This is a genomic window from Peredibacter sp. HCB2-198 (genome assembly GCF_045999315.1).
Classification (GTDB): Bacteria; Bdellovibrionota; Bacteriovoracia; order Bacteriovoracales; family Bacteriovoracaceae; genus Peredibacter.
In genome coordinates this window covers 2,046,950-2,067,475 of sequence record NZ_CP174607.1, presented here as the reverse complement: position 1 = coordinate 2,067,475, position 20,526 = coordinate 2,046,950, and the positions used below count along the sequence as shown (strand labels likewise).

12 protein-coding genes and 3 rRNA genes are annotated in these 20,526 nt (G+C 44.3%); 2 read left to right on the top strand and 13 right to left on the bottom strand.

The features are described 5' to 3' along the window. Window positions 1-4: 4 nt before the first annotated feature. The gene (metG, locus tag ACJVC5_RS10230; protein WP_408095408.1) at window positions 5-1,717 is read right to left on the bottom strand and encodes a methionine--tRNA ligase; all 1,713 of its coding nucleotides are present in this window, start codon (window positions 1,715-1,717) and stop codon (window positions 5-7) included. 108 nt (window positions 1,718-1,825) lie between these two features. Here metG and ACJVC5_RS10225 point away from each other — a divergent pair, with 108 nt between their 5' ends. Together ACJVC5_RS10225 and ACJVC5_RS10220 are read left to right on the top strand one after the other, a co-directional pair. Then, window positions 1,826-3,841 carry an ATP-dependent helicase gene (locus tag ACJVC5_RS10225; RefSeq protein ID WP_408095407.1) on the top strand — a complete coding sequence of 672 codons (2,016 nt, stop codon included), beginning with the start codon at window positions 1,826-1,828 and terminating at the stop codon, window positions 3,839-3,841. Further along, window positions 3,838-4,146: a hypothetical protein gene (locus ACJVC5_RS10220; protein ID WP_408095406.1), complete on the top strand. Its 309-nt coding sequence runs from the start codon at window positions 3,838-3,840 to the stop codon at window positions 4,144-4,146. The genes ACJVC5_RS10225 and ACJVC5_RS10220 overlap by 4 nt, the downstream gene beginning before the upstream one ends. Before the next feature lie 217 nt (window positions 4,147-4,363). On the opposite strand, the gene ACJVC5_RS10215 is transcribed toward ACJVC5_RS10220, so the two are convergent. The 12 genes from ACJVC5_RS10215 to pheT form a co-directional block, all read right to left on the bottom strand. Next, window positions 4,364-4,753, bottom strand: coding sequence for a hypothetical protein (locus tag ACJVC5_RS10215; protein WP_408095405.1), 390 nt, complete (start codon window positions 4,751-4,753; stop codon window positions 4,364-4,366). Between the two features lie 46 nt (window positions 4,754-4,799). After that, on the bottom strand, window positions 4,800-5,615 hold the full coding sequence (locus ACJVC5_RS10210) for an enoyl-CoA hydratase-related protein (protein WP_408095404.1): 816 nt from the start codon (window positions 5,613-5,615) through the stop codon (window positions 4,800-4,802). Beyond that, entirely contained in the window at window positions 5,612-6,514 is a 903-nt protein-coding gene (locus ACJVC5_RS10205) for a hydroxymethylglutaryl-CoA lyase (protein ID WP_408095403.1), read from the bottom strand. The genes ACJVC5_RS10210 and ACJVC5_RS10205 overlap by 4 nt, the downstream gene beginning before the upstream one ends. Beyond that, window positions 6,514-6,996: an acetyl-CoA carboxylase biotin carboxyl carrier protein subunit gene (locus ACJVC5_RS10200; protein WP_408095402.1), complete on the bottom strand. Its 483-nt coding sequence runs from the start codon at window positions 6,994-6,996 to the stop codon at window positions 6,514-6,516. The genes ACJVC5_RS10205 and ACJVC5_RS10200 overlap by 1 nt, the downstream gene beginning before the upstream one ends. 2 nt (window positions 6,997-6,998) lie before the next feature. Next, window positions 6,999-8,486, bottom strand: a complete 1,488-nt coding sequence (locus ACJVC5_RS10195; protein WP_408095401.1) for an acetyl-CoA carboxylase biotin carboxylase subunit — start codon at window positions 8,484-8,486, stop codon at window positions 6,999-7,001. Then, window positions 8,483-9,253 carry an enoyl-CoA hydratase-related protein gene (locus ACJVC5_RS10190; RefSeq protein ID WP_408095400.1) on the bottom strand — a complete coding sequence of 257 codons (771 nt, stop codon included), beginning with the start codon at window positions 9,251-9,253 and terminating at the stop codon, window positions 8,483-8,485. Before ACJVC5_RS10190 ends, ACJVC5_RS10195 begins: the two co-directional genes overlap by 4 nt. Window positions 9,254-9,256: 3 nt before the next feature. Further along, window positions 9,257-10,873, bottom strand: a complete 1,617-nt coding sequence (locus ACJVC5_RS10185; protein ID WP_408095399.1) for a carboxyl transferase domain-containing protein — start codon at window positions 10,871-10,873, stop codon at window positions 9,257-9,259. An 81-nt stretch (window positions 10,874-10,954) separates the two neighbouring features. Further along, window positions 10,955-12,769, bottom strand: coding sequence for an LTA synthase family protein (locus ACJVC5_RS10180; protein WP_408095398.1), 1,815 nt, complete (start codon window positions 12,767-12,769; stop codon window positions 10,955-10,957). 54 nt (window positions 12,770-12,823) lie between these two features. Next, a 5S ribosomal RNA gene (gene rrf, locus ACJVC5_RS10175) occupies window positions 12,824-12,940 on the bottom strand. Window positions 12,941-13,062: 122 nt separating this feature from the next. Further along, window positions 13,063-15,983 (bottom strand): 23S ribosomal RNA (locus tag ACJVC5_RS10170). Between the two features lie 209 nt (window positions 15,984-16,192). Next, window positions 16,193-17,727 (bottom strand): 16S ribosomal RNA (locus ACJVC5_RS10165). Together the 16S, 23S and 5S rRNA genes form the textbook arrangement of a ribosomal RNA operon. A gap of 387 nt (window positions 17,728-18,114) precedes the next feature. Next, the gene (pheT, locus tag ACJVC5_RS10160) at window positions 18,115-20,526 is read right to left on the bottom strand and encodes a phenylalanine--tRNA ligase subunit beta (protein WP_408095397.1); all 2,412 of its coding nucleotides are present in this window, start codon (window positions 20,524-20,526) and stop codon (window positions 18,115-18,117) included.

The following is a 20,526-nucleotide window of genomic DNA, read 5'->3' as shown; positions in this document are numbered from 1 at the left end:
CTCCTTATGGGTTTAAACTTGAGGCCTTCTCTTTTAATTTGAGATCCAGCTCTTCAATTACTTTAGGGTCAATTTTTGGAACAAGTCCTTGTGGTTCTACTTGAAGTTTAAAATCATTCGAGAAGAAATCTTTCATGGCCTTCACATCACCTTGATAGATCTTCTTCACCAACTCACTTTCGGACGTAAGACCAAAGTATGAAAGGATTGCTTTCGATAACTGAGGCAGATATGGGGCAAAGAAAGTACCGATGACAAGAACGTAAGCAGAAGAGATGGCGATGGTTTCTTTTGCCTTCTCCGGATCGGTCTTAAATTCTGTCCACGGAGCTCTTTCTGTGATGAATTGGTTTACCTTCGAACCAAGGGCCATAATGTGCTCTTGGCCCTTCTTGATTTGATATGAATCAAGAAGCTCATGGTATTCCTTAATGAAACTTTCTACATCTTTTACATGATCATTAAAGAAAGCATCAAACTTAGAGGCCGCAATTCCTTCAGGGAATTTTGAAACCGAAAATTTCATCGCACGGTTAATGAAGTTACCAATGTTGTTGGCCAGCTCAGAATTTATCTTAAGCTCCATGCTCTTCCATGTGAAACTAGAGTCCGCCGTCTCAGGAATTAACGAAGTTAGATAGAAACGTAGAGCATCTGACCCGAACTGAGTCACGGCCTCGTCAGCATCCACATACCAGCCTTTCGACTTCGAGAACTGCTTTCCTTCAAGATTCACATACTGATTAGCAGGTAGATCAGTTACCGGATTCACGAATCCAGTTCCTATACACATCACTGGGAAAATGATCGAGTGGAAAATGATATTATCTTTTCCAATGAAGTTCACGATCGTGGTGTCTTTCGAACCCCACCAGTCTTTGATGTGATCTTCTTTTGATCCAGATTGTTTTAAGAATTCGGCAGTGTTTGAGACGTAACCAATCGGAGCATCAAACCATACGTAGATTTTTTTACCTTTGGCCTCAGGTAGAGGAACATCAATCCCCCAATCAAGGTCACGAGTGATCGCACGATCAACCAGGTTTTCTTTTGTCAGAGACTCAACGTAAGGAACGATGTTTTTTCTCCAAACTGGCTTTCTAGTTTCAAACCACTTCTGCCACTCTGGATATACTTTTGAAAGCATGAGGTACCACTGGAACGAATCCACGGCCTTCACATCGTTCGATCCACAAAATTTACATACTGGTTTTAAAAGTTTTAAAGGGTCAATCCAAGTTCCACAGTTCGGACATTCATCTCCACGAGCTTCAGGATAGTGACAAACATAACACTCACCTTCCACAAAACGGTCAGGAAGCATGTTCTTACATGATTGACACTGAAGTTGCTCTTCAGCTTTCTTTTCAATCAGTCCTTTTCCTAGAAGATCATTAAACCACTTTAGAGTTTCTTCTTTGTGATAAGGAGCGGAAGTCTGTCCGAAGAAATCAAACTGGATCTCATATTTATCAAACAGGTCTTTATGAGTTTTGTGCCACTCATTCACGTATTCCTGGTAGCTTTTCTTTGCTTTTTGAGCGTTTTGCATGATCGCAACACCGTGCTCATCAGAACCAGAGATATGAATGGCCTTAACACCTTTTAGTTTTTTGTGACGGGTGAAAATGTCGGCCGGGAGGTAAACACCGGCAATGTGCCCGAAGTGAATAGGCCCATTGGCATAAGGAAGAGCGGATGTAATCAAATACTTCATAAAACCTCAAATAAACTCATTTACAGACGAAATTTATAGTACAAAGTAAGGTCTTTTTTGTCTTTTGATTTTGACAGTTTTACCCCCCTTTTTTATTCTGAGGCACTGATGATTTCACTAGATGGTTTGAACCCAGAACAACGCGAAGCTGCCGAGACAGTTGAAGGTCCGGTATTGATCCTTGCCGGTGCCGGCTCGGGGAAAACTCGTACCGTGACGTACCGTATTGCCCACATGCTTCAGAATCTCCGAATTCCGGGAAAGCAAATTCTAGCAGTCAGCTTCACGAATAAGGCCGCGGCCGAGATGAAAGAACGTGTGTCCCACCTGGTCGACTCACGTACCCGTAAAGGCATCACTCTTTCGACCTTCCACTCTTTAGGGATTCGCATCCTTCGCGAAGACATTCACCATTTGGGCTACAACAACCTTTTCACGATTTATGATCAGGCCGATCAGATGAGTATCGTGCGAGAAGGTCTGAAGAACTACCGCTCTAACAAGAACTATGATCGCGGCATTATCATGTCGAAGATTGGTCTTTTAAAGAACCAGGGTATTTCGGCGGAAGAATTTCCAAAAAGTAAGTACTACGATCCTGAAAATAACTATGATGGCGCCACTGAATACGTTTATCACTTCTATCAAGAGAAGCTTCAGTTTTATAATGCCCTCGATTTCGATGATATTCTCTTTATGGTGGTGAAGCTCTTTAAGAACTTCCCTGAAGTGGCGAAGAAATATTCTGAGCGCTTTAAATACATCATGATTGATGAGTATCAAGATACCAACAGCCTTCAGTTCTCACTCATTCAGGCCTTGACCTCTACTCACCAAAACATTTGCGTGGTGGGAGATGACGATCAGGCGATCTATGGTTTCCGTGGGGCCGATATTTCGAACATCCTGAATTTTGAAAAACAATATTCAAATACCAAAGTAATTAAACTCGAGCAGAACTATCGCTCAGTTTTCCCGATTCTGGATCTTGCTAACAACGTGATTAAGGAATCAAAGGGCCGTAAAGAGAAGACCATGCGTACCACTCAGATGGAAGGACCTCTTCCACAACTCTGGGCCGCAGGTGATTCTGATCATGAGGCCGCGATTGTGACAGAAGAAATTATTAAGCTTCAGTCGAACAGTGTGATGCTTTCAGATATCGCGATTCTTTATCGCTCAAATACCCAAGTACCACCTCTCGAGGATCAGCTGCGTATTTCGCAAGTTCCCTACAACATCATTGGTGGCCAGAAGTTCTATGAGAAGAAAGAGATCAAGGACATCATTGCCTATCTTACTCTTATTCAGAACTCCCGCGACGAACTTGCTCTTCGCCGAATTTTAAACGTCCCTAACCGCGGCATTGGTTCAGTAACTCTGAATAAGAATCTAACTCTCGCGGCGGAACAAAAACGCCATCTTTATCAGGTTCTTTGTGATGAGCAAGAACATGAAGGGATCAAGTCGTTCGTTGAGATCATTAAGAAATATCAGCGAGTCTTCCATGAGAAACCGCTTCTAGCGGCGATTACTGATCTGGTTGAAGAACTCAATTACTACGACTTCATTGATAAGAGCTATGATCAGGCAAAACTTGCGGCCCGTAAAAAGGATGACGTGAAAAACTTCATGCTTGCGGCCGATCGTTTCCAGGATCGTTATGGAGAAGAAGCGACTCTTAAAAACTTTGTAGAAAGACTCCTTCTTGCTGATTCTCAGGACACTCAGGCCCCTGGTGAAGGATTTAAGAAGAATGAAGTGACTCTCATGACTCTCCATGCATCTAAGGGTCTAGAGTATGATTTTGTTTTTCTGATTGGTATGGAAGAAGAACTACTTCCGCACAAGAAAACCATTCAGGACAATACTGATATTGATGAAGAACGCCGCCTTTGTTACGTGGGTGTGACTCGCGCTCGTAAAAAACTGTGGATGACTTATGCCAAGGAAAGAAAGATCTACGGCAAGATGATTCCGCGTTTTAAATCACGTTTCGTGATCGAACTCCCTCATCTTTATAAAGAACTCGACCGAACAAATTTCGGGGACATGTCTGAAGAAGAAGTGAAGGACTTTAAAAAGAACTTCTTCGGCAGCTTAATGGACAGTTTAAAAGAATGAAACTAATAGACCTACTTGCAGATTTTCATAACTGGGTAACTGACAAAGATTTTGTCTGGTGGCCATTCTCGTTTCTTCGTCCTGAACCAAAAGAGTTCATCACCATGAAAATCGTCCTGATGATGACTGCCTGTTTTGGTGGACTCGCCTTCCTTATGTTCACCGGTCTTGCTGTCGCCAATAATGCTTTCGACGCCACCAATGCGATCTCTACTCTGATTGCTTGTTTTCTCGGCTTCTTTCTGTGGTTTGCTTGTATCACGCGCCCACTTTGGAACCGCCGCGCCCGCGCTCTTCAAAAATAATCACTTCTTCAAAGCTCGCGAGGATTTCTCAGAAAGTGCAAGTTCAAGGAAGTAAGGAGCGAGGACTGAGACTTACTCAAATGTAAGTCGCAAGTCCGAACGACGAAACTGACGTCGAAATTGCCTTTATGAGGAATCCGCAGAAATAAAAAAAGGCCATCCCTGGCCTAATGTTATCCATCCTTGGAAGACAACCCCTTCCTGACGGTCAAATCTGTTATTTTTTAGTTGGTGCTACAGTGTCCATGTCCAGATCTTCTGGAAGCATCTGACCTGAAGTATATCCTGTGATCGTGAAACCTCTTGGAAGATAAAGACCAAGAGTTAAGAAAGAGATCAGAATGTCTTGTGGATTTTTTTGTTCGTAGATAATGAGTTTCGACATTCCATCGTACCCTGCTTTTCTAACTTCTTCGTCGATGAATACTTCGTGCTCTTCTGGTTCAACACCCCAGAAATAGAAATCTCTCTTACCAGTAATTGAAACTTCTTTCTGATGTTTTGGATTACCTTCGAATGAAACAGGGATCGTATTTTTTGAACGGAAGTGAATGGTAGTACAGCTTGCAACCATTACTAATAGAAATAGGGAAGACAAATTTTTCATATGTCTTAATTCTTTAGGTTACGCGCTGACTTGTCAAAAAATATTTTCAGTTATGATCGAAGGTTGGAGTCTTCTTCTCGATCATTCCATCCAGTGCTTTGAAGTGGTCCGATGAGCGCTGAGTGATTCCTTGATAAGCGGCCATCAACTCGAGATGTGAATTGAGATCATGTTGATAAGCATGAATCACTGCTTTTTTAGTCATTTGCAGAGCAATTGGAGGAAGTTTTGCCAAGTGATCGGCGAGTTCTTCTGTCTTATTTTTTAGATCTTGTGGTAGGACCACTTGATTTACGAGGCCAATGTTCTTCGCTTCAATTGCTGAAATCATCTTACACGTAAGAAACATTTCCATCGCCTTCCCAAAACCGATCAAGCGAGTTAGGAAAAACGCGCCTCCGTCCCCTGGAACAAGACCAACTTTTGCGAAGGTCTCGGCGAAAGTTGCTTCTTCTGAAGCAATTCGCATATCACACATGGCCGCGAGATCACACCCTGCCCCTACAGCAGCACCATTTACCATGGCGATCAATGGAGTTTTTAAATTCACAATCGTCGCAGGAATCTGTTGAATTCCTGCCTGATAAGCTTCACGAAGTTCGTTGGACTCTCCCGCGAACATTCCACTCTTTCCTTTCATCGCTTTAACGTCACCACCGGCACAGAAATTTTTCCCGGCACCTGTGATCACAATGGCACGAATTTCATTATCAATGTCAGCAAAACGAAGAACTTCAACCAGGGCCTTCACCATACCAGTTGAATAAGCATTACTCGCTTCTGGACGATTTAATGTGATCCAGAGGGTGTGTTTCTTTTTCTCAACTAAAAGATCTTCGAATGGCCTTAGATAAAAACTCATACCTTTCCTGTGTTCAAATATGCTCTTAGGAATTTTGATTCCGTCTGACGATTGGCCCTACTTAAAATAAACTGTGAGGCCTCAGATAATTTTTTAATATCAATGCCGGTCTCAAGACCTTGAGAGTTCAGAAGATACCAAACGTCTTCAGTCGCAACGTTACCAGTTGCTCCCTTCGCGTATGGACAGCCTCCAAGTCCTCCGGCCGAAGAATCAAAGGTCGTGATTCCTTCTTCTAGTGATACAAAGATATTAGTCGGTGCCATTCCACGAGTGTCATGAAGGTGCATGGCAATCTTTCCAATCGGGAACTCTGATTTTAGCGCTCGAATATAACTTCTTACCTGCATCGGAGTGGCCACACCAATGGTGTCCCCTACTGAAACTTCATAAACACCCAGTTCAAACAGGCGCTTCGTGACACTAATAAGTTTTTTCACATCCATGGTGCCCTCATACGGGCAACCAAAAGCGGTCGAAACATAACCACGAACGAGAATGCCATCACGTTTGGCGGCATCTGCCACTTCTTTCATGCGCTCAAAACTCTCGTCCACAGTGGCGTTGATATTCTTCTTCGTAAATGAATCTGAAGTGGCGGTGAAAAGAGCGATTTCTTTCACTCCTAAATTTTTCGCCGTCTCGTAACCTTTCATATTCGGTACAAGACACGGAAACGCCACACCTCGATCACCTAGTTCATTTTTCACTTTGGTGTAAAGCTCTACCGCGTCCGCCATTTGGGGAATCGCCGGTGCTTTTACAAAACTCGTGACTTCAATGGTCCTTAATCCCGCATCACAAAGAAGCGAGATAAACTTAAACTTATCTTCGGTTGAGAGAATGCTTTTTTCATTTTGAAGTCCATCACGTGGACCAACTTCAACGATTTTAATCATTATTCCACCTCGGCAAGAGTTACTCCGCCTTGAACCAGTTCTCCGACCTTATAATTGATTTTCTTAACTGTGCCGTCTTTATCTGAACGGATTGAGTGCTCCATCTTCATGGCCTCAAGGATAAGGATTGGCTCACCTTTTTTAACAACTGAGCCCGCTTCTTTAATCACTTTAAAGATTTTTCCAGGCATTGGACTGGTAAGTCCTCCAGCAGCTCCGCCAGATTTTTTCATCTTCTTACCGGCCGCAAATGCTTTTGCTTCACGCCCGTTAGCGATGATCATTTGCTCGCCTTCGCGATTAGGAGTTCCGACTGCGGCCTTAAAACGTCCGCCGTTATCCAGAACGAGCTCGGGACCATCTTTTGTGATCAGCATGTAATAGTAAGTTCTTCCATTAAGAACGAAACTCACGCCATCACCAGACTGTTTAAAGTCCTGCACCTTCACTTCCTGACCGTTGATATTAAATACTTTTTCCATAATTAATTCCTAAATCCAGTTAGCTCGGTCCATGGAGTTTTGTTCGATTCAACCACTCCACCGGTGGCCACTTTGGTTTTCCCACTGAAGCTCATGGCACCAATGATGTTCGCGAGATCAAGATCATTCATCGGAGTTGGTTCAAGTTCTGCTTTATGATCCGGGATAAAATGCGTGTGCGTATTTCCTGCCACAAAATCTTTGTGAGCAAGGAGACGCTTTAAATAATCACGATTGGTTTTGACCCCTAGGAAAAGAACTTCATCCAGACTATGGATGGTTTTAGAGATCGCAGTTTCGCGAGTTTCACCCCATACCACGAGCTTCGCGAGCATCGGATCGTAGTTCACACCCACTTCCGTGCCATCCAAGAATCCGCAATCAAGACGAACATCTCTTAGAGTTGGAATTCCGATGCGCTCAATCTTACCAATTGAAGGCATGAAGTTATTATCTGGATCTTCAGCATAGATACGGCATTCAATTGAACTGCCCTTCTGCTTAATGTCCGCTTGCTTCAGAGGAAGTTTGTCCCCTTGAGCAACCATAATTTGATATTTCACGAGATCATGCCCCGTCACCATTTCTGTCACCGGGTGTTCTACTTGAAGACGAGTGTTCATCTCCATGAAGTAGAATGATCCGTCTTGGGCCATGATGAACTCAACCGTACCCGCACCACGGTAGTTAATCCCGCGAGCGATTTCCACGGCTGTTTCACAAACTTTCAAGCGAAGTTCCTGACTCATATTTGGAGCTGGAGTTTCTTCGATCACTTTTTGATAACGACGCTGAATCGAACACTCACGCTCAAAGAAATGAAGATGATTGCCATGAGTATCTGACATCAATTGCACTTCAATGTGACGAGGATTCACCACATATTTTTCAATCAGAACTTTGTCAGAACCAAATGATTTTAGACCTTCTGACTTGGCTCCGCGAATGCCTTCCAAAAGTTCCGACTCTTCATGGACAATTCTCATCCCTTTACCACCACCACCGGCAGAGGCCTTAATCAGAACTGGGAAGCCAATTTTCTTCGCTTCTTTAGCAAGATTCTCGTCCGTCTGATCATCTCCGTGATATCCCGGAGTCAGAGGAACTTTAATTTTCTCGAGTGCTTTCTTCGAACCAATCTTATCTCCCATCAGGACAATAGATTCCGGAGTTGGGCCAATAAATGTGATCCCCGCGCCTTCCACCATACGAGCGAATTCTTCGTTCTCAGAAAGGAATCCGTATCCCGGGTGAATGGCATCAGCTCCCGACTTTTTTGTGATCTCGATGAGCTTAGCTTTATTTAAATATGTGTCTGCCAGAGCACCCGTACCTAATGAGTAAGACTCATCCGCATATAGAGCGTGCGGGAGATTTTTATCGTCTTCAGCGTAAACTGTGACAACTTTAATTCCCATTTCTTTGGCGGTCTTTAAAACTCGTAGAGCAATTTCCCCACGGTTCGCGACCAGAATTTTTTTAATCTTCATTGTTTCATCCAAGCTGGTTTATCTTTTTCTAAAAGTGCACGCATGCCTTCCTGCCCTTCAGCACTGATTCTGCGTTCACTGATCATCTGACAAGTGAAGTCCTCACTCGCCTTCAAATTTTTCATCACACCACGGATAAGTTTTTTTGCTTCCTTGGCCGCAACCGGTCCCGCCGCCAAGAATCTCTTCTTAACTTCCTCGACCTTGGTATCAATCTCAGGTCCAAGAACCACGTCATGGACTAGGCCCATACGTTTTGCTTCTTCTGCCGAGAATCTCTCACCTGACAAGAACCATGCACGGGCGTTTGATTCCCCGATTTTTGAAATGCAATAAGGCGAGATAACCGCTGGAATAAGACCAAGTCTTGCTTCCGTGAATCCCATCAGAGCTGTGTCAGCGGCGATCACATAATCACACACACTCACAAGGCCAACACCACCACCAAGGGCATGACCATTGATTCTTCCAATCACTGGCACATCACACTCATTGATGATTGAAAACATTTTCGCCAGACGTTTTGAGTCTTTAAAGTTTTCTTCTTTGGTGTAATCTTTCATGGCCTTCATCCAATTAAGATCCGCACCAGCGCAGAAGCTATTTCCTTTCCCTGAAAGAATAATCAAACGCTCATCTTTGAAAGATTCAAAAAGCGCAATCATCTCTTCAATCAGTTCAGCATTAAAAGCGTTATGAAGTTCCGGCCGGTTTAACCAAACTTCTTTCACACCCTTTTCTTTCTCAACAACTTCAAGGTATTTCATAAATTACATCCTGAAGACGCCCCATTGAGGGTCTTTAAATTCTTCATTATGAGTGGCACTTAAACACAAACCAAGAATGTCACGTGTCTGAGCTGGATCAATCACACCATCGTCCCATAGACGGGCCGATGAATAGTACGGTGATCCTTCTTTTTCGTATTTATCGAGGATTGGTTGTTTAAATGCCGCCAATTCTTGTTCTGTCATAAGTGGTTTCTTTGCATGAGCTAGACCATCTTGTTTTACCGTCGCCAGAACGTTCGCTGCCTGCTCGCCACCCATGACTGAGATTCGAGAGTTGGGCCACATGAAAAGGAATCTTGGACCAAAAGCTCGTCCACACATACCGTAGTTACCAGCACCGAATGAGCCACCGATCATGATCGTGAACTTTGGAACTTTAACAGTTGAAACCGCCGTCACAAATTTTGCTCCGTGCTTGGCGATTCCTTCGTTTTCGTATTGTTTACCAACCATAAAGCCCGTGATGTTCTGAAGGAAAATCAAAGGAACTTTTCTCTGGCCACATAATTCAACAAAGTGAGCGGCCTTCTGAGAAGACTCCGAGAAAAGAATCCCGTTATTCGCCACAATCCCAACGAGGTAGCCATGGATCTTCGCGAATCCTGTTACGAGAGTCGTTCCATATCTTTCTTTAAATTCCTGAAACTCAGATCCGTCCACCAGACGCGCGATGATTTCTCTTACGTCGAATGGTTTACGAGTGTCCTGAGGAATGATTCCGTAAATCTCTTCAGTTGGATAAAGCGGAGCTTTCACTTCCGTTTTAATAAACTTACGAGGATTCTTTGATTGATAGTTAAGAGTCGCCACAATATGACGAGCGTGCTCAAGGGCATCTTCTTCTGTTTCAGCAAAGTGATCGGCCACACCTGATTTAGAAGTGTGAACATCCGCTCCGCCCAACTCTTCCGCAGTTACTTCTTCACCAGTCGCCGCTTTAACCAGCGGCGGACCACCTAAGAAGATCGTTCCGTTACCTTTTACGATAATCGTTTCATCACTCATCGCCGGAACGTAGGCGCCACCCGCGGTACATGATCCACACACCACTGCGATTTGCGGAATTCCCTGAGATGACATTTGCGCCTGGTTAAAGAAAATTCTTCCGAAGTGTTCTTTATCCGGGAACACTTCATCCTGCTTTGGAAGAAAGGCACCACCTGAATCCACGAGGTAGATACAAGGCAGTTTATTCTCAAGCGCGATTTCTTGCGCTCTTAAATGTTTTTTTACAGTTAATGGAAAATACGTCCCACCTTTAACAGTGGCGTCGTTGGCCACAAATAAACATTCCACCCCATGAACAAGACCAATCCCTGTCACCATACCGGCCGAAGGAACGTCTTCTTCATAAACACCATCGGCCGCAAGAGCAGACAGTTCTAAAAAGGGAGAACCTGGATCCAGGATCTTTTCGATACGCTCACGTGGAGGAAGTTTTTTACGGGCCTTATGTTTTTTAACCGCATCTTCACCGCCACCTTGGCGAACTTTTTCAATTTTCTTTTTTAACTCATTGGCGAGACCGCGATTGAATTCAGCGTTCACCTGGAAATCTTTCGAATTGGTATCGATGTGCGAGGCCAAAGGCTGCATGAGAACCCCATTTTTGTGAATAAAAATAACGATTTAGTTTATCGTGAAGGAGGGTTTTGTGACAATGTTTTGGGCGGAGCCCTAGAGAGATAAATTATTATTTATCAGCCCATTCATGAAGTACTGAAGATAGGCCTTTAAGAGTGGATTATTTGACTCTACCGGATGCATTTCCCCGGTTTCCCAGTCGTAATTAAAAGATTGCTGCTGATAAGACTTATCTAAGGTCGTAACAGTCTCTTTTTGAGCCATGAAATAGGTCGATCCATCGGCGTAATTCAAAGCAGCACCCTCATCATTTGAGAAAGCACTAACACTTGTTGCAGGTAGCTCATCACTCTTGATTTCCAGATAGTCCAGAACTGTCTTCGGAATATCCGAATGTTGAGTCACTTTTGTATATTCTTTCCCTGCTCCACCTGGAACATAGATCAAAAGAGGAACACGATAGCGCCCCACTAAGTTTGAGAACTTCTTAGTCTCTAATTTCTGACTGTGGTCAGAGGTAATGATGAAAATAGTATTACTAAACCACTTCTCTTTTTCGATGCGTTTAAAGAACTCGCGAAGAGCATAGTCGGTGTAACCAATGCTCGGATGAATCTCGAGACTTCCCTTCGGAAACTTTCCTCTAAATTCTCCAGGTATTGTATAAGGTTGGTGCGAACTTAGAGTGAAAACGCCGGCCAGAAATGGTTCAGTCATTTCTTTTATTCTGTCTGCAACGTATTGTAGATATGGCCCATCAAAAACGCCCCAAGTACCATCATAATCTTTCTCGCCATAGTCCTGACGAGAAAAATAACGATCAAAGCCATTGGCCAGTGTATACGATTCAAATCCCATAGTGCCCTTAGCACCTGCATGGAAAAAGTGATTCGTGTAACCGGCTTTTTTTAACATTCTTGGAAAACAGTTAAACTTATTACCAGAATAAATAGATTTGCTAATTGGTTCATCAAGAAGTGATGGAAGACCACATAAAAGTGAAGGCAGGGCCTCGATGGATTTTCTTCCATTAGCGAGGTGTCGACTGAAAAAATAAGATTTTGTTTTAAGTTCATTTAGGAAAGGAGTGTATCCACCTTCCATATATTCAGAGGCAAAACTTTCTAAAATAATCAGCACCACATTGGATTTCGTCTTTCCTTGAATCCCGTCTCTGAAATCACGTTGATTAAGAATGATATTTTTAGCCTCATCATCACTCTTAAAAAGAGTCAGTGGCCTCATTGGTTTATTTTTTAATGTGCGAAGAAAGTGATAGGGAGAATTTAGTACTAAATGTCCTAATTCATTTTTCCCCTGAACAAACGCCGACTGTACATTAATAGATTTGTGCTGAAGCCCTCCACGAATTCCAATGAATGAAAGTCCAAGAAGAACCACACCAACAATCGCTCTTGCCGGTAGTGATACTTTTCTCTCTTTAGCGGTAAAAAACTTACGATCAAAGAAATAGAAAGCAATTCCAAAAGCAATCGCCGCCACCGGCAGATACCAATAATAAAGAAAGATCTGTGGAAGTTGTTGGAGAATGTCGTCAGAAATAACGAAGAAGTCATAACTCAAGCGTTTCCCTGTGAAGAGGAAAAGCTCATAGTCATCTACGGTCACAATGAATCCGCAGGTATTGATGAAGATAAAAAGAATTCTTTCTGTCCTCTCTTTTATCCAAGAGAAACAAGACAAAAGAATAAGAGGAAGATTTAAAAGACAAATTGCGGCCACATCAAAACGAATCCCCAATAGAAAACTCTGGAAGATCTCATCTTGTGTGAACTGCTTATAAATATTTAAGTGATAAAAATAGAATCCAACCCGAAGGATTGAATAAGGAATCAGGAGAAACAAAAGTCGCTTTAAAAGGCGAACTTGGGGAGCCGTTAGAACCATGTACCCCTAAAATAAAAACGCCCACATTACTGCGGGCGTTCTTTATAAAAATGGAGGGTGCATCTTGCTATTCTGACACCAAGTTCCCCTGGCACTACCTTCGCCGCAAGTGAGCTTGACTTCCAGGTTCGAGATGTTACTGGGTATTTCCTCACCGCTATCGACACACCCAAACTGTATTTCAAATTTAGGCTGACTGCACTTTTACAATCACAAAACAAGATAAGCAAGACAAATTTTGAACCATGTAGATCACGCTAATAAAACTTCTCTTGAGCGTACAAGAGACAAAGAAAATAAAGCAAAACGGGTTATTAGTATTGGTCAGCTCAACGCCTTACAGCGCTTACACACCCAACCTATCAAGCTCGTAGTCTACAAGCACCCTTAATAGATATCTAATCTTGAGGGGGGCTTCCCACTTAGATGCTTTCAGTGGTTATCCCGTCCAAACTTAGCTACCCGGCGATGCAGTTGGCACCACAACCGGTACACCAGAGGTTTGTCCATCCCGGTCCTCTCGTACTAAGGACAGCTCCTCTCAAATATCTTACGCCCACGGAGGATAGAGACCAAACTGTCTCACGACGTTTTGAACCCAGCTCGCGTACCGCTTTAATTGACGAACAGTCAAACCCTTGGGACCTGCTCCAGCCCCAGGATGCGATGAGCCGACATCGAGGTGCCAAACTTCCTCGTCGATGTGAACTCTTGGAGGAAATCAGCCTGTTATCCCCGGAGTACCTTTTATCCGTTGAGCGATGGCCCTTCCACTCGGAACCACCGGATCACTAACACCTGCTTTCGCACCTGCTCGACGTGTTTGTCTCGCAGTCAAGCTCCCTTATGCGTTTACACTCTACGCCTGGTTTCCATTCAGGCTGAGGGAACCTTCGTGCGCCTCCGTTACTCTTTAGGAGGCGACCGCCCCAGTCAAACTGCCCACCAGACATTGTCCCCTCGCCAGATTATGACGACAGGTTAGGATTCCAATTAACCAAGGGTGGTATTTCAAGGTTGCCTCCCCGTACGCCGGAACGCACGGATCAAAAGCTCCCACCTATCCTACGCATGGTTAATCGAAACCCAATGCCAAGTTACAGTAAAGGTTCACGGGGTCTTTTCGTCCTTCCGCGGGTAGCGCGTTTCTTCACGCGCTCACCAATTTCGCTGGATCTATAGTTGAGACAGTGGGGAAGTCGTTACGCCATTCGTGCAGGTCGGAACTTACCCGACTAGGAATTTCGCTACCTTAGGACCGTTATAGTTACGGCCGCCGTTTACTGGGGCTTCAATTTAAAGCTTCGCCTTGCGGCTAACCTCACCTTTTAACCTTCCAGCACCGGGCAGGCGTCAGCCCATATACTTCACTTACGTGTTTGCATAGACCTGTGTTTTTGGTAAACAGTCGCTACCCCCATTTCACTGCGACCCTCATACGCTACGCCAGCAAGTGACTTCACGTTCAAGGGCAAACTTTATCCCGAAGTTACAGTTCTAATTTGCAGAGTTCCTTAACTACAGTTCATCCACGCACCTTAGGCTTCTCGCCTCAGCTACCTGTGTCGGTTTACGGTACGGATTAATCTCTATCTCCCTACGAAGCTTTTCTTGGAAGCTTAGGGTCACACACTTCGGCTTGCGCCTCGGCATCAGTTCTCAGTGTTAATGGGCCAACGGATTTGCCTATCGACCCCACCTACGACCTTACACCAGAACAACCAATCTCTGGATGTGCTACCTTTCTTCGTCACTCCTTCAGTCAAACGATAAAGACTAAGTTCAGGAATATTAACCTGATGTCCATCGACTACGCCTTTCGGCCTCGCCTTAGGATCCGACTTACCCTGGGAGGATTCACCTGGCCCAGGAACCCTTAGCTTTACGGTGGGAGGGATTCTCGCCCTCCTTATCGCTACTCATTTCAGCATCAGCTCTTGTGGGACCTCCAGCGCTCCTTACGGTACGCCTTCATCAGCACACACAATGCTCTCCTACCACTCATATAGAGTTCATAGCTTCGGTACGACGCTTAAGCCCCGTTACATTTTCCGCGCAGAACCACTAGTCCAGTGAGCTATTACGCTTTCTTTAAAGGATGGCTGCTTCTAAGCCAACCTCCTGGATGTCACAGTAGTTCCACAACGTTCTCCACTTAGCGTCAATTTAGGGACCTTAGCTGATGATCTGGGCTCTTTCCCTTTTGTCCACGGACCTTAGCATCCATAGACTCACTGCCTGTCTGTACTTAACGGTATTCAGAGTTTGATAAGGTTTGGTAGCACGGTAATGCCCCTAGCCTATTCAGTGCTGTACCCCCGTTAGTAATCGACAAACGCTGCACCTAAATGCATTTCGGAGAGAACCAGCTATCACGGAATTTGATTGGCCTTTCACCCCTATCCACAAGTCATCACAGACGTTTTCAACCGTCACGTGTTCGGTCCTCCACGAAGTTTTACCCTCGCTTCAACCTGCTCATGGATAGCTCATCCCGTTTCGGGTCTACAGCATGCGACTAACGCCCTATTCAGACTCGGTTTCCCTACGGCTACACCTGCAACGGCTTAACCTCGCCACATACCATAACTCGCTGAATCATAATGCAAAAGGTACGCCATCAGGCTTTACAATAGCCCTCTGACTGTCTGTAAGCATGCGGTTTCAAGTTCTATTTCACTCCCCTCATCGGGGTTCTTTTCACCTTTCCCTCGCGGTACTAGTCCACTATCGGTCAGTAAGGAGTATTTAGCCTTGGAGGGTGGTCCCCCCAGCTTCAAACAGGGTTTCACGTGCCCCGTTCTACTCAGGATACTCGCCCAGTTCGTTCGATTTCGGATACGAGACTTTCACTCTCTATGGTGGGTTCCCAAACCCTTCTCCTATCAAACTCCCCTTGATGCAAGTCCTACAACCCCAAAGTGCACGCACTTTGGTTTGGGCTCCTCTGCGTTCGCTCGCCGCTACTAGCAGAATCTCAATTGATTTATTTTCCGGTAGGTACTTAGATGTTTCAGTTCCCTACGTTGGCCACTCATCTACTACTTTACTCATAGAAGGTTCTTCATCACTTTCGTGAAGAGGGGTTGCCCCATTCAGAAATCTCCGGGTCGAAGCTTGATTATCAGCTCACCGAAGCTTATCGCAGATTAACCGCGTCTTTCATCGCCTCTTACTGCCAAGGTATCCACCGCATGCCCTTAGTAGCTTTATCTTAGTTTTTTAAGCATGGATTCTTTTAAAAAAAATTACTACATGGTTCTCGTCTACTTGCTTATCCTGTTATGTGATTGTCAAAGAATTTTTGATTTTTTGATCTTTGAAAATTAAATCTGACCCGAAGGTAAATTTAACTTTCTGAGAATGAGATGATGATGAATGGAACCGCGTTCGATTGATTGACCCTATAAGGTTTTCCTTTAAAAAGGAGGTGATCCAGCCGCAGGTTCCCCTACGGCTACCTTGTTACGACTTCACCCCAGTCATCGCTCCCACTGTAGACGCTCTCCTCCTTGCGGTTAGAGTCACGTCTTAAAATGAAAACAACTCCCATGGTGTGACGGGCGGTGTGTACAAGGCCCGGGAACGTATTCACCGGAGCGTGCTGATCTCCGATTACTAGCGATTCCAACTTCATGGAGTCGAGTTGCAGACTCCAATCCGAACTGAGGCGCGCTTTTTGAGATTTGCTCCCCCTTGCGAGTTCGCTTCCCTCTGTACGCGCCATTGTATTACGTGTGTAGCCCTAGACATAAGGGCCATGAGGACTTGACGTCATCCCCACCTTCCTCCTGGTTAACCCAGGCAGTCTCGTCAGAGTGCCCAACTTAATGCTGGCAACAGACGATAGGGGTTGCGCTCGTTGCGAGACTTAACCCAACATTTCACAACACGAGCTGACGACAGCCATGCAGCACCTCTCACTACATTCCCTTGCGGGCACCCCGTCCATTACAACGGGTTCGTAGGAGTTCAAGCCTAGGTAAGGTTCTGCGCGTTGCTTCGAATTAAACCACATAATCCACCGCTTGTGCGGGCCCCCGTCAATTTGTTTGAGTTTTAGTCTTGCGACCGTACTCCCCAGGCGGAATACTTAATGCGTTAGCTGCGTCACTGAAGGAGTCAATACCTCCAATAACTAGTATTCATCGTTTACGGCGTGGACTACCAGGGTATCTAATCCTGTTTGCTCCCCACGCTTTCGCGCCTCAGCGTCAATAGTCGTCCAGGCAGGCGCCTTCGCCTCCGGTGTTCCTTCACATCTCTACGGATTTTACCCCTACACGTGAAATTCCCCTGCCCCCTCCGACATTCTAGACTAGCAGTTTCAGACGCAGTTTCGAAGTTGAGCTTCGAGATTTCACATCTGACTTGCTGATCCGCCTGCGCGCGCTTTACGCCCAATGATTCCGAACAACGCTTGCACCCTTCGTATTACCGCGGCTGCTGGCACGAAGTTAGCCGGTGCTTATTCTTTAGGTACCATCACTTTACAGGGTATTAGCTCTGTAATCATTTTTCCCTAAAAAAAGAGTTTTACAATCCGAAGACCTTCCTCACTCACGCGGCGTTGCTGCGTCAGGGTTTCCCCCATTGCGCAATATTCCCTACTGCTGCCTCCCGTAGGAGTCTGGACCGTGTCTCAGTTCCAGTGTGTCCGATCATCCTCTCAGACCGGATACCTATCGTTGCCTTGGTAGGCCATTACCCCACCAACTAGCTAATAGGCCGCAGGCCCTTCTTTCAGCATGAGCCCTTGCGGCGCCCATTTTCTTATTACTAACGTATGCGGCATTAGCTCAGGTTTCCCTAAGTTATTCCCCACTGAAAGGCAGATTACCTACGTGTTACTCACCCGTGCGCCACTTTACTAAGGGTTGCCCCTTTTCACGTTCGACTTGCATGTATTAGGCACGCCGCCAGCGTTCGTTCTGAGCCACAATCAAACTCTCCAAGTATATATTTAAATAAAACTTAAAGTTTATTTGGTGACTCTAGATTCTTGTTTTGTTCAAGAATTAGTTCAATTTTGTTTTACAACACAAGAGACTCTCATCTCTTGGCCGTCTTCCTGTACCGAAGTACTAAAACTTACGGAAGACTAGGCAATTGAACGGGTTCCATTCTCATCTCATCTTGAAACCCGAAGGTTTCAAAAATTTTAATCATATTCAATTTTCAAAGAGCAAAAACTTCTTATCTGAGCGTTAACTCAGCTTTAAAACTACTTGATTCGTCGTGAAGTGTTTGAGGATAATATTTATCTTCGGTTGGATCGTCAAGGGATTTTAGAATATTATTTTTAAAAAAAATTTTTTCTAAAATCCCTTCTAAACAATGTCTTTTTAAGACCTTAGAGGAAAACCTGCCTTTTCAAGCACTTGCACTATTTTTTGTTCAAGGTCTTTTATTGTTTCGGCCGCTAAAGTTTTTTCAGAATCTTCAAAAACTGCACGAATTGAGACAGCTTTTTGCATTTCATTCATCATAAAAATATCAACGATCGACTTCGATTTGATTTCTTTCTGCTTAAGTGAAGAAAGAGCAGTGATAACTGAAGCAGCTGGAAGCTCTTTATTCATTACGACTGTGAAATCACTCGAAGAAGACGGAAATTTTGAGAGTGGTTGATACTTAGTTTTATCTTTCACTTCTTTACTCTCAAGATCAGTAATATCAATCACTGCAAGAGTGAGATTTCCTTTCATCTTGAAGTTCTTAAGCACAAGCGGATGAACAGTATTGATCACACCGTGGAACTTCCCTTGAATCTGAATGTTTTGATACTCGTGAGGATGAGTTCCATTCCAAGTAGGAAGAACAGTGTTCTGGAACTTTTCGTTCTTAGGAGCGAACACATAGTTCACATTAAGAGTGGCAAGTAACTTCTCTACTACGTTTGCTAGTTCAACAAAACGGGAGCCTTCTTTAGAGTACATACCAATAACTAATTGGCTGCGCTCTTTACCGAAATCAAGATAGCTTCTACCAATCTCAAAGAACGAGAATGAATCGAAGTGCTTCTGGTTATGAGCGGCCATCTCAATTGCTGAAGGAATGATCGAAGGGCGCATACGATCCTGCTCTACTGATAAAGCATTCACGAGGACGAGCTTATCATTCATCTCGGGCCACATCGCCTTCTCAAGAAGCTCTTTCCCTACGAGAGGATAAGTCATCACTTGAAGAGACTTCCCTTGCATAACAAGGAAGTCCTGGATCTTTCTGTGAAATTTCTTTGTTTCAGAAAGACGAATTGGCTTCACTGGTAGATTAGGTGAAACAGAAGTGATGTTATCGTAACCGATCATACGACCGATTTCTTCAATCAGATCTGCTTTTACGCTGATATCTTTAGTTGTTCTGTATGAAGGAACCGTTACATCATATGAACCGTTCTTTTCTTCCACTTTGAAATCAAGACGTTCAAAGATATCACGAACAGTTTCCTTAGAAATTTCCATCCCAAGGCTACTCACAATTTGAGAGTGAGAAATCGTAAGAGTAAGAGCTTTCGAAAGTTTATCTTCACGAACGAACTTCTCCGGCATACCAACGACAGTGGTACCTGGACATAGTTCAGAAATCATTTCTACTAGTCGAAGAAGCGTGCGGTAGCACATGTTACTATCAAGAGTCTTCTCGTAACGTTGAGATGAATCCGTGCGAAGTCCCAGACGCACTGAAGTCTTACGAACCTCTGGAGCTTCCCAGTTCGCCACTTCTAAAAAGAGTTTCGTCGTATCAGGAGTCACTCCTGAATCAAGGCCACCCATGAGACCAGCAAGCACCAGTGGTCGTTCAGAGTCGAAAATCACCGTATCGGAAGGAATAAGATCACGGTTTTGCTCATCAAGAGTCTGGAACTTCATATCTGTTCCTGCGCGACGGATACTGACTTTACCGCCATGAATTTTTGAACGATCAAAAATATGGTTAGGCATACCCAGTTCAATCATCACGTAGTTAGAGATATCTACGATTAAGTTGATTGAACGAAGTCCAACGGCCTCAAGACGATTTTTAATCTTGGCCGGGGTTTCGCCCATTTTAGGGATATCAAGTGATAGACCATAGTAAGCGAGACACGAGGAATCCTGGTTCACTTCAACTTTAATCGGACTCATGGCCTTATTGAAGTTTGCCTCAATCTTCTTCTCCCACTCTGGAGTAAATGGGTTTTTAAGTGCCTTCTTATGGTTGGCCGCGAACTCACGAGCAAGACCAAGGTAACCCCAAAGATCAGGTCTGTGAGTAAGAGATTTATTATCCACATCAAGAAGAATGTCAGTGTCGGCCTTTAGGTAATCGGCCATGGTTGTCCCCGGCCTTGAAGCAGGATCAAGGATCATGAGACCCGCTGATTCAGTCGCAACACCTAGTTCAACCTCAGAACAAAGCATACCGTCAGAAAGAATTCCACGGATCTTCTTTGGTTCAAGAGTCATACCATTTGGAAGTGTTGTTCCAATCGGAGCGTATGGAACTTTAAGTCCTACTTTTACGTTTTGAGCGCCACAAACGACTTCTTTAAGTTCCGGCCCACCGAAATCAAAAGTCACGAGATTCAATTTGTCTGAATCCGGGTGTGGTTTCATGGATTTTACTTCCACGACTTTTACTTTATTTAAGAACTCCCCTTTCACAATCACATCTTCCACCTCAGCGGTCGCAAGTGTGAACTTTGAGCCCAGTTCTTTGGGAGACATATCAGGAAGTTCTACGAAGTCTTTAATCCAGTTAAGCGAAATAAGCAT

Coding starts and splice junctions, on each gene's coding strand:
- ACJVC5_RS10185 (WP_408095399.1), bottom strand. CDS start 10,873: ATGCAGCCTTTGGCCTCGCACATCGATACCAATTCGAAAGATTTCCAG.
- metG (WP_408095408.1), bottom strand. CDS start 1,717: ATGAAGTATTTGATTACATCCGCTCTTCCTTATGCCAATGGGCCTATT.
- ACJVC5_RS10225 (WP_408095407.1), top strand. CDS start 1,826: ATGATTTCACTAGATGGTTTGAACCCAGAACAACGCGAAGCTGCCGAG.
- ACJVC5_RS10210 (WP_408095404.1), bottom strand. CDS start 5,615: ATGAGTTTTTATCTAAGGCCATTCGAAGATCTTTTAGTTGAGAAAAAG.
- ACJVC5_RS10200 (WP_408095402.1), bottom strand. CDS start 6,996: ATGGAAAAAGTATTTAATATCAACGGTCAGGAAGTGAAGGTGCAGGAC.
- ACJVC5_RS10190 (WP_408095400.1), bottom strand. CDS start 9,253: ATGAAATACCTTGAAGTTGTTGAGAAAGAAAAGGGTGTGAAAGAAGTT.
- ACJVC5_RS10195 (WP_408095401.1), bottom strand. CDS start 8,486: ATGAAGATTAAAAAAATTCTGGTCGCGAACCGTGGGGAAATTGCTCTA.
- ACJVC5_RS10180 (WP_408095398.1), bottom strand. CDS start 12,769: ATGGTTCTAACGGCTCCCCAAGTTCGCCTTTTAAAGCGACTTTTGTTT.
- ACJVC5_RS10205 (WP_408095403.1), bottom strand. CDS start 6,514: ATGATTAAAATCGTTGAAGTTGGTCCACGTGATGGACTTCAAAATGAA.
- ACJVC5_RS10215 (WP_408095405.1), bottom strand. CDS start 4,753: ATGAAAAATTTGTCTTCCCTATTTCTATTAGTAATGGTTGCAAGCTGT.
- ACJVC5_RS10220 (WP_408095406.1), top strand. CDS start 3,838: ATGAAACTAATAGACCTACTTGCAGATTTTCATAACTGGGTAACTGAC.
- pheT (WP_408095397.1), bottom strand. CDS start 20,526: ATGCTTATTTCGCTTAACTGGATTAAAGACTTCGTAGAACTTCCTGAT.